Annotated in this window: 13 protein-coding genes; 5 read left to right on the top strand and 8 right to left on the bottom strand. The window is 74.6% G+C overall.

Features of this window, described 5'->3' with window-relative positions:
• Window positions 1-3: 3 nt before the first annotated feature.
• Complete coding sequence (locus tag ACIBG4_RS20005) at window positions 4-501, bottom strand: MarR family winged helix-turn-helix transcriptional regulator (RefSeq protein WP_397203029.1); 498 nt, start codon at window positions 499-501, stop codon at window positions 4-6.
• A gap of 138 nt (window positions 502-639) precedes the next feature.
• On the opposite strand from ACIBG4_RS20005, the gene ACIBG4_RS20000 reads away from it, so the two are divergent.
• Complete coding sequence (locus ACIBG4_RS20000; RefSeq protein ID WP_397203028.1) at window positions 640-1,833, top strand: FAD-dependent monooxygenase; 1,194 nt, start codon at window positions 640-642, stop codon at window positions 1,831-1,833.
• 14 nt (window positions 1,834-1,847) lie between these two features.
• On the opposite strand, the gene ACIBG4_RS19995 is transcribed toward ACIBG4_RS20000, so the two are convergent.
• Window positions 1,848-2,450, bottom strand: coding sequence for a TetR/AcrR family transcriptional regulator (locus tag ACIBG4_RS19995; protein WP_397203027.1), 603 nt, complete (start codon window positions 2,448-2,450; stop codon window positions 1,848-1,850).
• Between the two features lie 112 nt (window positions 2,451-2,562).
• Here ACIBG4_RS19995 and ACIBG4_RS19990 point away from each other — a divergent pair, with 112 nt between their 5' ends.
• Window positions 2,563-3,480 carry an NAD(P)-dependent oxidoreductase gene (locus tag ACIBG4_RS19990; RefSeq protein ID WP_397203026.1) on the top strand — a complete coding sequence of 306 codons (918 nt, stop codon included), beginning with the start codon at window positions 2,563-2,565 and terminating at the stop codon, window positions 3,478-3,480.
• 7 nt (window positions 3,481-3,487) lie between these two features.
• Here ACIBG4_RS19990 and ACIBG4_RS19985 read toward each other — a convergent pair whose 3' ends face one another.
• A complete protein-coding gene (locus ACIBG4_RS19985) occupies window positions 3,488-4,075 on the bottom strand; it encodes a PadR family transcriptional regulator (protein WP_397203025.1) in 588 nt (195 codons plus the stop codon).
• Window positions 4,076-4,167: 92 nt separating this feature from the next.
• Here ACIBG4_RS19985 and ACIBG4_RS19980 point away from each other — a divergent pair, with 92 nt between their 5' ends.
• Together ACIBG4_RS19980 and ACIBG4_RS19975 are read left to right on the top strand one after the other, a co-directional pair.
• Entirely contained in the window at window positions 4,168-4,764 is a 597-nt protein-coding gene (locus ACIBG4_RS19980; protein WP_397203024.1) for a hypothetical protein, read from the top strand.
• An 11-nt stretch (window positions 4,765-4,775) separates the two neighbouring features.
• Complete coding sequence (locus ACIBG4_RS19975) at window positions 4,776-6,149, top strand: carotenoid oxygenase family protein (RefSeq protein ID WP_397203023.1); 1,374 nt, start codon at window positions 4,776-4,778, stop codon at window positions 6,147-6,149.
• Window positions 6,150-6,171: 22 nt separating this feature from the next.
• On the opposite strand, the gene ACIBG4_RS19970 is transcribed toward ACIBG4_RS19975, so the two are convergent.
• The 5 genes from ACIBG4_RS19970 to ACIBG4_RS19950 form a co-directional block, all read right to left on the bottom strand.
• The gene (locus tag ACIBG4_RS19970) at window positions 6,172-6,777 is read right to left on the bottom strand and encodes a response regulator transcription factor (RefSeq protein WP_397203022.1); all 606 of its coding nucleotides are present in this window, start codon (window positions 6,775-6,777) and stop codon (window positions 6,172-6,174) included.
• A 44-nt stretch (window positions 6,778-6,821) separates the two neighbouring features.
• Window positions 6,822-7,952, bottom strand: a complete 1,131-nt coding sequence (locus tag ACIBG4_RS19965; protein WP_397203021.1) for a sensor histidine kinase — start codon at window positions 7,950-7,952, stop codon at window positions 6,822-6,824.
• Between the two features lie 23 nt (window positions 7,953-7,975).
• Window positions 7,976-8,698 (bottom strand): ABC transporter permease, encoded by a 723-nt coding sequence (locus tag ACIBG4_RS19960; RefSeq protein ID WP_397203020.1) that lies wholly within the window; start codon window positions 8,696-8,698, stop codon window positions 7,976-7,978.
• Window positions 8,698-9,663 carry an ABC transporter ATP-binding protein gene (locus ACIBG4_RS19955; RefSeq protein ID WP_397203019.1) on the bottom strand — a complete coding sequence of 322 codons (966 nt, stop codon included), beginning with the start codon at window positions 9,661-9,663 and terminating at the stop codon, window positions 8,698-8,700. The genes ACIBG4_RS19960 and ACIBG4_RS19955 overlap by 1 nt, the downstream gene beginning before the upstream one ends.
• Before the next feature lie 68 nt (window positions 9,664-9,731).
• Window positions 9,732-10,385 carry a TetR/AcrR family transcriptional regulator C-terminal domain-containing protein gene (locus ACIBG4_RS19950; protein WP_397203018.1) on the bottom strand — a complete coding sequence of 218 codons (654 nt, stop codon included), beginning with the start codon at window positions 10,383-10,385 and terminating at the stop codon, window positions 9,732-9,734.
• Window positions 10,386-10,473: 88 nt separating this feature from the next.
• Between ACIBG4_RS19950 and ACIBG4_RS19945 the strand changes: the two genes are divergently transcribed.
• The gene (locus ACIBG4_RS19945) at window positions 10,474-11,973 is read left to right on the top strand and encodes an FAD-dependent monooxygenase (RefSeq protein ID WP_397203017.1); all 1,500 of its coding nucleotides are present in this window, start codon (window positions 10,474-10,476) and stop codon (window positions 11,971-11,973) included.
• Window positions 11,974-12,009: the final 36 nt, after the last annotated feature.

Raw genomic sequence — 12,009 nt, 5'->3', positions numbered from 1 at the left:
GGCTCAGGTGTCGTCAAGGGTGGCCAGGTGGGCCGTGACGTCGTCGGCGAAGCGGGCCAGCAGGCGGCCGAGGTCCTTGCGGTCCTGCTCGGGCCAGTGGGCGATGGCGCCGGTGAACCAGCCGATGAGCGTGCGCGCGTAGCGGTCGGCGGCCGCCCTGCCCTCGTCGGTCGGCTCGATGAAGCTGACCCGGCGGTCATGCGGGTCGCCGATGCGGCGGACCAGGCCGCGCCGCTCCAGCTGCTGGACCTGCCGCGTGACGTGCGGCTGGACGAGCTGCATCTTCTCCGCGATCTCGCTGATCCGCAGCGGAGCGCCGGCCAGGTGCACGGAGACGAGGACGGAGAAGGCCGGCCGATCGGCCTCGATCCCGGCCGCGTCCATGGCGTGCTCGGTCAGGCGGCCGCGGCTGATGGCGGTGCTGAGCTGCGCGAGGCGGGGCATCACGGCCAGCACCTGGTCGTCGTCCCCGCCGACGGGGTCTTCGAGTCCGGCGTTCATCGCAGCTCCCAGTTGCATACTTAAAACATGTATCTATATGGTGGTCCGTGGTGGTGCTCACGGCCGCACCGCGCTCGCAACAAGGATACCTAAAGCATGCATCTATCGCTGCCGCAGGCCGAACAGGAAGGATCCCCCATGAAGCGCAAGATCCTCATCTCCGGGGCCAGCATCGCCGGCCCGTCGCTCGCGTACTGGCTGGACCGCTACGGCTTCGAGGTCACCGTCGTGGAGAAGGCCTCCCACCTGCGCGGTGGCGGGTACGCCATCGACATCCGCGGGACCGCCCGCGACGTCGTCGAGCGCATGGGCCTGCTGCCACGTCTGCGCCCGCTGCACGTGAACACCCGCCAGATCACCTTCCTCGACCCCGGCGGCGCCGTCCTCGCCAGCCTGCGCCCGGAGGCGCTCACCGGCGGCGCCGAGGGCCTCGACCTGGAAGTACGCAGGGGGGACCTGGCCGACTGCCTCTACGGCCTGGTCAGGGACAAGGTCGAGTTCCTGTTCGGCGACTCCGTCGCCACCCTCGACGACCGCGGCGGCCACGTGGAGGTCACCTTCGACAGCGGCCTCCGGCGCACGTTCGACCTGGTGATCGGCGCCGACGGGCTGCATTCCAACACCCGCGGCCTGGCCTTCGGCCCGGAGGAGCGCTACCACCGCTACCTCGGCTTCTGCTTCGCCGGTTTCACCATGCCCGACGACTTCGGTCTCGAGCGTGAAGGAGTGCTGTGGAACGTTCCGGGCCGGGCCGCCGCCCTCTACGCGCACGAACCCGGAGAGCCGATGCACGGCTTCCTGACCTTCGCTCGGGACGAGCCGCCCTTCACGGCCTTCCGCACCCCGCAGGCGCAGCGCGACCTCGTGGCTGCGACGTTCCCCGACACGGTGTGGGAGATTCCGCGGATGGTGGCGGCGATGCGCGCGGCCGACGACCTGTTCTTCGACGTCGTCAGCCAGATCCACATGCCCGCCTGGTCCACCGGCCGTGTGGCCCTCGTCGGCGACGCCGCCCACGCGACGTCGTTCATGTCGGGTCAGGGGTCGAGCGTGTCGCTCGTGGGCGCCTACGTCCTGGCCGGCGAGCTGGCCACCCAGAGTGACCACGTCGCCGCCTTCGCCACGTACGAGAAGACGGTCCGCGACTTCGTGGAGCGGAACCAGGCCCTCGCGACGGAGGGCGGCGGCGTGGTCGCCCCGCGCACCCGGCAGCGCCTCGACGAGCGCAACGCGATGTTGCGCGGCCGGACGGCGCTGCCGTCCGGCGCCGCGGGCGGCGCCGCGCACACCGCCATCGTCCTGCCGGACTACGAGCGCGCCCTCGGGGGCTGAGCCGGCCCGGCAGGTCAGGCGCGTGGCGGGATCGTGGCGGCGTCCAGGAGAGGGGCCAGCTCGCGGGTCACGGTCGTCAGGGCGCGCACGTCCCGCTCCGCCCGCGCGATGAGGATCGCCCCCTCCAGGGCGCTGATCATCAGGGTGGCGAGCGGCTCGGCCCGCTCCTCCGGCACGCCCATGCCGGCCAGGGCCCGCGCCACCGGCCCGGTCCAGCGGGCGAACGCGGCCGCGGCGGCGGCCCGGGTCGACTCGGCCGCGTCCGCGCAGTCCACGGTGGCCGCGGCGACGGGGCAGCCGCCCGCCTCGAACCCGGCGGAGCCGTACTCGTCGATCCACTGGGCGGCCATCGCGGCGAACAGCCGGCTCGGCGACGGCTCCGGCATGGCGGCGAGGAACCGGGCGACGCGGCCGGCGGCGTAGCGGCCCGCCCAGTCCACGGCCTCGTTGACGAGCTGCTCCTTGCCGCCCGGGAAGTAGTGGCGGAGCGAGCCCCGGGGCGCCCGCGCGTGGGCGGCCACGTCCCGCATTCCGGTGGCGGCCACCCCGTCACGGCGGATGAGCTGCGCCGCGCTGAACACCATCCGCTCCCGCGGCCCCCGCTCCGCACGCGCCATCCCGGCCTCCCGCCTCGGCCAAGCGTCCCCGCGACCGGCCCACCTCTGGGCAGCCCCTGGGAGCACAGCCTACCGGTCCCGCCCTATGACGCTTGTCATAGGGCGGTCTATTATGACGACTGTCATATACCGAGAGGTCAGGCGGTGGTGCTGCGTGGACGTCGGGTTCATCGGCCTCGGGGTCATGGGGCAGCCCATGGCGCTCAACCTGGCCCGCGCCGGGACTCCCCTCGTGGTGTGGAACCGCACCCCGGCCAGGGCCGAGCCGCTGCGCGCGGCCGGCGCGGACGTCGCGTCAGGGGCCGCCGAGGTGTTCGGACGGGCGCGGGCCGTGATCCTCATGCTGTCGGACGAGGCCGCCGTGGACGCGGTGCTGTGCCGGGGCACGCCGGACTTCGCCGCCCGGGTCGCGGGACGCGTCGTCGTCCACATGGGGACGACGTCGCCCGGCTACTCCCGCGACCTGGAGGGGGACGTGCGGGCGGCGGGCGGCGGCTACGTCGAGGCGCCGGTCTCCGGCTCCCGCGAGCCCGCCGCGGCCGGGCGGCTGGTGGCCATGCTCAGCGGGGAGCGCGCCGACGTAGAGGAGGTGGCGCCGCTGCTGGGGCCGATGTGCCGGGAGACGTTCGCCTGCGGGCCGGTGCCGAACGCGCTGCTGACGAAGCTGGCGGTGAACCTCTTCCTCATCACCATGGTCACCGGCCTCACGGAGGCGTTCCACTTCGCCGACCGGCACGGGCTGGACCGGCGGCGGTTCGCCGACATCCTGGACGCCGGTCCCATGGCCAGCGCCGTGTCCCGGATGAAGGCGCCCAAGCTGCTGGCCCGGGACTTCGGGGTGCAGGCGGCGGCGCTGGACGTGCTGAAGAACAACCGGCTGATCGCCGAGGCGGCCCGGGCGGCGGGCCTGGCCTCGCCGCTGCTGGACGTGTGCCACGCCCTGTTCGGCGAGACCGTGGACCTGGGACACGGCGGGGCCGACATGGTGGCGGTGCTCCACGCGATCGAGGCCCGGACCAAGGCCGTCTGACGCGGCCTCAGGCGCGGCCCCCGTCGTCGCCCCCGTCGTCGCCCTCGTCCCCGCCGGGCGCCGCGGCGGGGGAAGACCGGCGGGCCAGCTCGGCCTCGGCCCACTCGGCCCACTCCTTGCGCATGGCGAAGAAGCGCCGGCCGTACTCCATGGTCAGCCGCCCGTAGAACGACAGGTTGTCCTCGCCCCATGTCACCTGCTCCTGGAGCACGGCCAGCTCGTCGCGCCGCTCCTCCATCAGGGCGGCGCGGTCGCGCAGGTACGCGCGGGCCTGCTCGGGTTCGAGCTGACCGAGGAAGAACACGCGCAGAAGCGTGCCGTCACGCTGCGCCGGCTTGGGCGTCTCCTCGACCAGCCATCGGCGCAACTCCTCGCGGCCGGCGGCGGTCGCCCGGTACTCCTTGCGGCCGCGGGGCCCCTCGGCGGCGACCTCGATCAGGCCGTCGGCCGTGAGCTTGGCCAGCTCGCCGTACAACTGGCTCTGGGTCGCCGACCACACGTTGGCGAGCGAGAGCTCGAAGAGCTTCATCAGGTCGTACCCGCTCGCGCCGTCAAGCTCCACGATCAGGCCCAGCACCGCATGCCGCAGACTCATACCTCGAACCATATCCTTCTGGATTGACATGTCAAAAGTGGAAGGTCTAAGTTCGACATGTCGAAGTTGGAATGTCACCGAGAGGCGGCGTCATGCTGAAGTACTACGGCCGGACCTTCCTGCCCTGGATCGCCCTGGCGATCGTGAGCGAGTTCGGCGCCCTCGCGGGCGCGATCACGGGCCTCGTCGCCGCGGTCGTCCTGCTCGCCCTCGACCGGCTGCGCTCCGGGATCGCCTGGGACGCGCTCATCCTGGAGACTTCGACCACCGTCTACATGGCGCTGCTGACCGCGCTCTCCTTCGCGGCCCCCGGCTCGGCGGTGCTGGGCTACGGGGCGTCGCTGGCCATCGCGTGGCTCGCCGTCACCGCGTGGGGCACCCTGGCCGCCGGCCGCCCGTTCACCGCGGGCATCGCCCGCCGCCAGGTCGCCCCCGAGATCGCCGCCATGGAGGGGTTCCGCCGGGTCAACGTGGTCATCACCACGGCCTGGGCCGCCGGCTTCACCGTCACCGCGATCGCGCTGGCCTGCGTGCAGCACTGGGCGCCGCACTCCACCGCCGTGCTGGTGGCCTGCAAGATCGCCGGCTTCACCCTGCCCGCCGTGTTCACCGCGCGCTACTCCGCCAAGGCCCGCGAGCGCGCCACGGCCGCGGCCACCACCACCGCCGCCGCCCGGCCGAGCCTGTGAGGAGCACCGAGATGTCCCAGTCGAACGAAACCTCTCCGTCCGCGTGGCTGGACGGCCACCTGGCCCCCGTCCCCGACGAGATCGACGCGGCCGGGCTGCCGGTCGAGGGCGCGCTGCCGCCCGAGCTGACCGGCCGCTACTTCCGCAACGGCCCGAACCCGCTGCCGGGCACGCCGTCGGCCCACTGGTTCACCGGGGCCGGCATGGTCCACGGCGTGCGGCTGCGCGACGGCCGCGCCGAGTGGTACCGCAACCGCTGGGTGCGCACCACCGAGCTGACGGACGGCGCGCCGTTCGTGCGCGCCGACGGCAGCTTCGACCACGCGGCCGTCCCGGCCAACACCCACGTCGTCCCGCACGCCGGGCGGATCCTCGCACTGGTCGAGACCGGCCTGCCGTACGAGCTGACGCCCGAGCTGGACACGGTCGGCCCGTGCGACTTCGGCGGGCTGCTGACCGGCGGGATGACCGCCCACCCCAAGGAGGACCCGGTCACCGGGGAGCTGCTGTTCTTCGGCTACGGGCTCGTCCCGCCGTACCTCACCTACCACCGGCTGTCGGCGGACGGCCGGCTGGTGGAGAGCCGCGAGGTCGAGGTGCCCGGCCCGACGATGATGCACGACTTCGCCATCACCGCGAACCACGTGGTCTGGCTGGACCTGCCGGTGGTCTTCGACATGGCGCTGGCGCGCCGGGGCGGGGGCATGCCGTTCCGCTGGGACGACGGCTATGGGGCGCGGCTCGGCGTGATGCCGCGCGCCGGCGGCCCGGCGCGCTGGTTCGAGGTGGACCCCTGTTACGTCTTCCACGTGGGCAACGCGTACGAGGACGACGCGGGGCGGGTCGTCGTGGACGGGGTCCGTTACCGGCCGGAGGAGTTCACCGCGTTCTGGCCGAGCATCGGCGGGCCCTCTGCCGGCACGCCGGCCACCGGAGGCGCCCCGGTCTCGGCGGCGGCCACGGGGCATGCCCGGCTGCACCGCTGGACCCTCGACCCGGCCACCGGCGCCGTCAAGGAGGAGCCGATCGACGACCGGGCCGTGGAGTTCCCCACCCACGACGAGACCCGCACCGGCCGCCCCCACCGCTACCTCTACACCGTCGCCCGGGACGCGATCGTCAAGCACGACCTGCGCTCCGGCTCCTCGGCCGCGCTCGATCTGGGCGCGGACCTGGCGCCGGGGGAGGCGGTGTTCGTGCCGGCCGAGGGCGCCCGCGCGGAGGACGAGGGCTGGCTGCTGTCGATCGTGTCCGACCGCGCCGGGCACGGCTCCGAGCTGCTGGTCCTGGACGCCGCCGACCTGTCCCGTACGGCCTCGGTACGGCTGCCGCGCCGCGTCCCGGCCGGCTTCCACGGAAGCTGGATCCCCGACCCCGCGACGTAGCCGCCGGGAAGCCCGGCGCGCGTCAGAGCCAGCCGCGCTCCTCGGCGATCAGCGCCGCCTCCGCCCTGGTGGCGGCGCCGGTCTTGCCGATGGCCGCCGACAGGTGGTTGCGCACGGTCCCGTTGGACAGGTGCAGCGCCCTGGCGATCTCCGACACCGTGCCGCCCTGCCTGGCCTCGCGCAGCACGTCGCGTTCCCGGGCGGTCAGCGGGCTGGCGCCGCTGGCCAGCGACTCGGCGGCCAGCGCCGGATCGACCACGCGCAGTCCCGCGTGGACCCGGCGGACGGTGTCCACCAGGTGCTCCGGTGAGGAGTCCTTCACCACGAAGCCCGACGCGCCGTTGCGCATGGCGCGGGCGAAGTAGCCGGGCCGCCCGAAGGTCGTGCAGATCACCACCCGGCACGACGGCACCAGCGCGCGCACCCGCTCGGTGACGTCCAGGCCGTCCATGCCGGGCATCTGCACGTCGATCAGCGCGACGTCGGGGCGGATGCGCGCGACCGCCTCCAGCGCCTCCTCGCCCGAGCCGGCCTGCGCCACCACCTCGATGTCCGGCTCCAGGCCGAGCATCGAGGCCAGCGCGCCGCGCACCAGCGCCTGGTCGTCGGCCAGCACCACCCTGATCACGCCCGCTCCTCCCGCCGGCCCCTGACCATGCCCGGGAAACCCGCTCACGGACGGCTCGCCCGCAGCCGGAAGCCGCCCTGCGGCAGCGGGCCCGCCTCCAGGCTCCCACCGACGGCCCGCAGCCGCTCGCCGAGCCCGGCCAGGCCGCTGCCCGCCGTCCCCGCCTCGGTGCCGCCGCCGTGGCCGTCGTCGCGGATCTCCAGGCTGGAGGCGTCCAGGCGCACCTCGCAGCGGGTCGCGCCGCTGTGCCGGATGACGTTGGTGACGCCCTCCCGCAGCACGTACGCGAACGGCTCCCGGAGGTCCTCGGCCACCTCCTCCACGCTCGACGGCAGGACGGCCGCGATGTCCGCGGCGCGCAGCGCCACCCGCACCCCGCTCAGCTCCGCCATCAACGAGGGCCTGCGCACGCCCGACACGGTGGCGCGGATCTCCGCGTGCGCCTGCCGGGAGAGCCGCTCGACGTCGCGCAGCTCGGCCAGCGCCTGATCCGGCTCGGCGCCGCGCTCCAGCAGGCGGCGGGCCAGCCCCGCCTTGGCGGTGATCGCGGTGAGGCTGTGGCCCAGCACGTCGTGCAGGTCGCGGGCCAGCCGGGCCCGCTCGGCGGCGGTCGCCAGCGCCTCGATCTCCTCGTTCGCCTGGCGGAGCTGCACGAGCAGCCGGACGAGCAGCACCACGGCCACGGGCGCGAGCGTGTCGGCGAGCACGGACGGCACGGCACCCCACACCGCCTCGCCCGCCGTGGCGTACAGGATCAGCAGCCGCGCCGCCGCGGCGGCCACCGCCAGCAGCAGCCCCCAGAGGGCGGGCAGCAGCCACACCGCCGCCGCCAGCGCGTACGCGAGCGCGCCGAGCGGGGCGTGACCGGCCGGGTCCTGCCGGACGAGTGTCAGGGCGACGGCGAGGGCCAGCAGCCAGGCGAGCACCGCGACCCGCTCCCTGGGCGGCCGGCCGACGCCGTACGCCATGGTCGTCACCCAGCTCGCCCCGTACACCAGCATGAGGGCGATCGCGAGCGGCCCGCCGTGCCCACGCCCGCGCAGCAGGTCCCACAACGGCCAGGCCAGGAACGCGACCAGCACGAGCAGGCCGCGCGCCTCTCTCCACCCCCGGCCGGGGTGGCGCGGCGACCACGCGGGCCACGCCGCGAGCCCGAAAGGTCGCTGCCGGAGCATGATGTCCACCTCGCCGGAGTTCGTCAGGAGCGTGCGCTGTCGCGACGGTACCGGGCCGCCACGGCGACGCCCAGCACCACCGTGTACGCCGCCAGGACGGCCGCCGCCTCCCCCACCCGGCCGCCGCCGGACAGGGCCGCCCCGTGACTGATCTCGGCCAGCCAGTAGCTCGGCAGCACCCTGGCCACGGCCGCCAGGCTCTCGGGGAAGGAGCTCACCGGCACCAGCAGCCCGCCGACGAAGCTGAGCAGCAGCAGGACGCCGCCCTGGTAGGCCTGCAGGCCGCGCGGCGTGGACAGCTGTCCGACGAGCAGCCCGAGCAGCGCGAACGGCACGGTGCCCAACCACACGCCGAGCACGGCCAGCGCCCAGCCCGCGGCTGACAGCCTCACCCCGGCGGTCAGCGCCGCCGCCAGCGAGACCCCGGCCACGGGCGGCAACGCCACCAGCATGGCCACGGTCCCCTTCGCCAGGAGGTAGCCGACGCCCGACAGCGGGGTCAGCCGGAGCTGGCGCTGCCAGCCGGCGCCGCGCTCGACGGCGGTGCGGGCGCCGGTGTCCAGCGCCGCCTTGAACGCGCCGAACGCGGTCAGCCCGCCCATCAGGTACGCCGCCGGGATCTGCTGGGACCGGTAGACGTACGAGAGGAGGAGGAACAGGCCGACCGGCAGCCCGACCGAGAAGGCCAGGAACCGGGGGTCGCGCAGGACGCGCCTGGCCTCGAAACGCAGGTATCCCGCCTTCATCACACCGCTCCTCTCACGCGCGCCCGCTGCGGCCGCGCCGGTTCCTCGGTCAGCAGGACGAACGCCTCCTCCAGGCCCGGGGCGCGCACCTCGATGTCGCGGGCGGCGGGGAAGCGGGCCAGCAGCGCCCGCAGCGCCGCGTCGGAGTCGGAGCAGCTCAGCGTGGCGCGTTCGCCGTCCAGCTCGGCGGAGGCGACGCCCGGCAGATCGGACAGCAAGCCGGCCAGGTCCTGCCGCCCAGTGGCGGGGACGGTGGCGGGCCCGATAGCAGGGACTGTGGCGCGCAGGATGCGCCCGCCGACGCGTGCCATGACCGCGGTCACCGGCCCGTCGGCCACGATCGCGCCCGCGCGCATGAGCACGACGCGGTCCGCGTGCGCCTCGGCCTCTTCCAGGTAGTGGGTGGCGAACAGCACGGTGCGCCCGGTCCGCGCGTACTCCCGCATGGAGTGCCAGAACCCGCGCCGGGCGGACACGTCCATCGCGGAGGTGGGCTCGTCGAGCACGAGCAGGCCGGGGTCGGGGGCCAGCGCCATGGCGAGCCGCACCCGCTGCCGCTGCCCGCCGGACAGCGCCGCCGCGCGCCGCCCGGCCAGGTCCTCGACCCTGGCGAGCCGCAGCGCCCGCTCCACCGGCATGGGGGCGCGGTGCAGCGAGCAGATCATCGCCACCGTCTCGTGGACGGTGGCGTCGTCCGGCAGCGCCGCCTCCTGGAGCATCACGCCGACGGCGCCGCCGGCGACGGCCTCGCGCGGCGACCGGCCGAACAGGGAGACCTCGCCCGCGTCGGGGGTGGTGAGGCCGAGCATCATGTCGACGGTCGTGGACTTGCCGGCGCCGTTCGGGCCGAGAAGGGCGACCATCTCGCCGGGCGCCACGAGCAGGTCGACCCCGGCGACGGCCGGCCGTCCGGCGTAGGACTTGCGGAGGCCGGACGCGGCCACCGCGTGGGGAATGGATGTCATGCGGCCAGCCTGGCCGGTGACGCGCCGTACTCCCTGTGCCACCTGTCAGGGTTCGCCCGTGACAGGTGTCACCCCTCCCCCGCGCCATCGCGGGATTTCGCGGAATGCAGCGTGCGCAGGCCGGTCAGCATGATGGTCAGGCTGTAGCCGAAGTCCTCGTCCGGGGTGGCGCCGGCCGTGTGGCGCTCGCGCAGGGCCCGGGCCAGCACGGGGAAGGGGAAGCTCTCACTCGTCACCGCCCGCGCCTCGTCCGCGGGCTCCGGCCGCGACTGCTCCTCCAGGGCCCGCCCGACGACGAAGTGGACGAGCGCCCCCGCGGCCCGGGAGGCGTCCGCCAGCCCGAAGCCGGCCTCGTGCAGCACCTCGGTGATCCGCTCGACGAACGTCCCCAGCGCGACGGCGCGCGTGACCACCGCGCCGGCCGCCACGCGCGCGCCGTCGCGGTGGGCGAGCAGCGCCTGGCGCAGCGCTCCCAGGGACTCCTCCAGCCACCGCCACCAGGGCTCGCCGGGGCCCGGACGGCCGAGCCCGGCTGCGGCGGGAGCGAGCATGACGTCCACGATCTGGTCGAGCAGCGCCCGCTTGTCGGCGAAGTGCCAATACAGCGCCGGGGCACGCACGTCGAGCACCGACGCGACCCGCCGCACGGTCAGCTTCTCCAGCCCGTCCTCGTCCAGCAGCCGCAGCGCGGCCCGGGCCGCGGTGTCCTTGTCGATCGGCACGCGCGCCGGCCTCCCTCCCGTCGTCCGGCTTGACACTTTAACAAGTTAAAGGCACGGTGACTCTTTAACAAGTTAAGGAGGTGGCGTCGTGGACGCCCAGGTGATCGTGGTGGGAGCCGGGCCGGTCGGCCTGAGCCTGGCGGCCGAGCTGCGCCTGGCCGGCGTCGAGCCGCTGGTGCTGGAGCGGCTGGCCGAGCCGTCGGGGCAGCGCAAGTCGCGGGGGATCGGGCCGCTGGCCGCGGAGGCCCTGCGGCGGCGCGGGCTGGGCGAGCGGCTGAGCGCGCACCAGCCCGAGCGCGGCGCCCAGAAGGAGCGCGAGCACGGCAGCGAGAAGGACCACTTTGCATGGATCCACAAGATCGACCCGTCGCTCCAGGAGGAGCCCGGCCGGCGCGGCATCCTGATCTGGCAGCCGGACCTGGAGGCCGTCCTCGGTGATCACGCCGCGGGGCTCGGCGTGCCCGTGCGCCGGGGGCACACCGTGACCGGGCTCGACCAGGACGAGGACGGCGTGACCGTCACCGTCGCCACCCCTGACGGCGGGCGGCGGCTCAGGGCGGCCTACGTGGTGGGATGCGACGGCGGGCGCAGCACCGTGCGCAAGCTGGCCGGGTTCGCCTTCCCCGGCACGCCGCCGCTCATGACGGCCCGCCAGGCGCACGCCGAGGTCGCCGACCCCGGCGCGCTGCCGCCCCCGGGCCGCCTGCCGGGCGGCATGCTCCTCCACGGCCCGGGCGGCATCGGCACGTTCGACTTCGGCGACACCCACGAGCGTCACGAGGGGCCGGTGACGGTGGAGGAGCTGCGGGCCAGTGTCCGGCGCGTGGCCGGCGCGGAGGTGACCATCACCCGGATGGACGGCGCCCTGCGCTTCACCGACCAGGCCCGCCAGGCGGAGACGTACCGGCTGGGCCGGGTCCTGCTGGCCGGCGACGCCGCCCACGTCCACAGCCCGAACGGCGGCCAGGGGCTGAACCTCGGCCTCATGGACGCGGTCAACCTCGGCTGGAAGCTGGCCGCCCAGGTGCGCGGGACCGCTCCGGAGGGGCTGCTCGACAGTTACACCTCCGAGCGGCATCCCGCCGGGGCCGCCGTGCTGCACAACACGCGCGCGCAATCGGCGCTGATGCTGCCCGGGCCGCACACGGACGCGTTGCGCGACATCGTCGCGGACCTGATGGACATCCCGGACGTCAACCGCTACTTCGGCCTGCTGCTGTCGGGACTGGCGACGCGGTACGCCTTCCCGTACGCGACGCCGGACGCCCACCCGCTGACCGGCACGCACGTCCCGGACCTCCTGCTCACTTTGGAGACGGACGTCGGACGGGAGGTGTCCCTCAGCGGGCTGACCACCGGCGGGAGGCCACTGCTGGCCGCTCCAGCGGGCGACCCGGCGGTCGGCGTGGCGGCCCGCTGGCGGGACCGGGTGGAGGTGGCCGAGGTCGCCTCCGTCGGTCATCCCTCGCTGGCGGCCGCGCTGGTCCGTCCCGACGGAGCCGTGGCCTGGGCCCGCGTCCCCGGCAGGCCGTCCGACATCGCCCTCCTGGAGGCGGCCCTGCGCACCTGGTTCGGCGGCCCGTCGTGAGACGGCCCGCTGTGAGATCGTCGTCGACATCACCGC

This window comes from Nonomuraea sp. NPDC050383 (genome assembly GCF_044459125.1).
Lineage (GTDB): Bacteria > Actinomycetota > Actinomycetes > Streptosporangiales > Streptosporangiaceae > Nonomuraea.
Note: the sequence above shows the minus strand (reverse complement) of the source record. Positions and strands in the feature narration are given on the sequence as shown.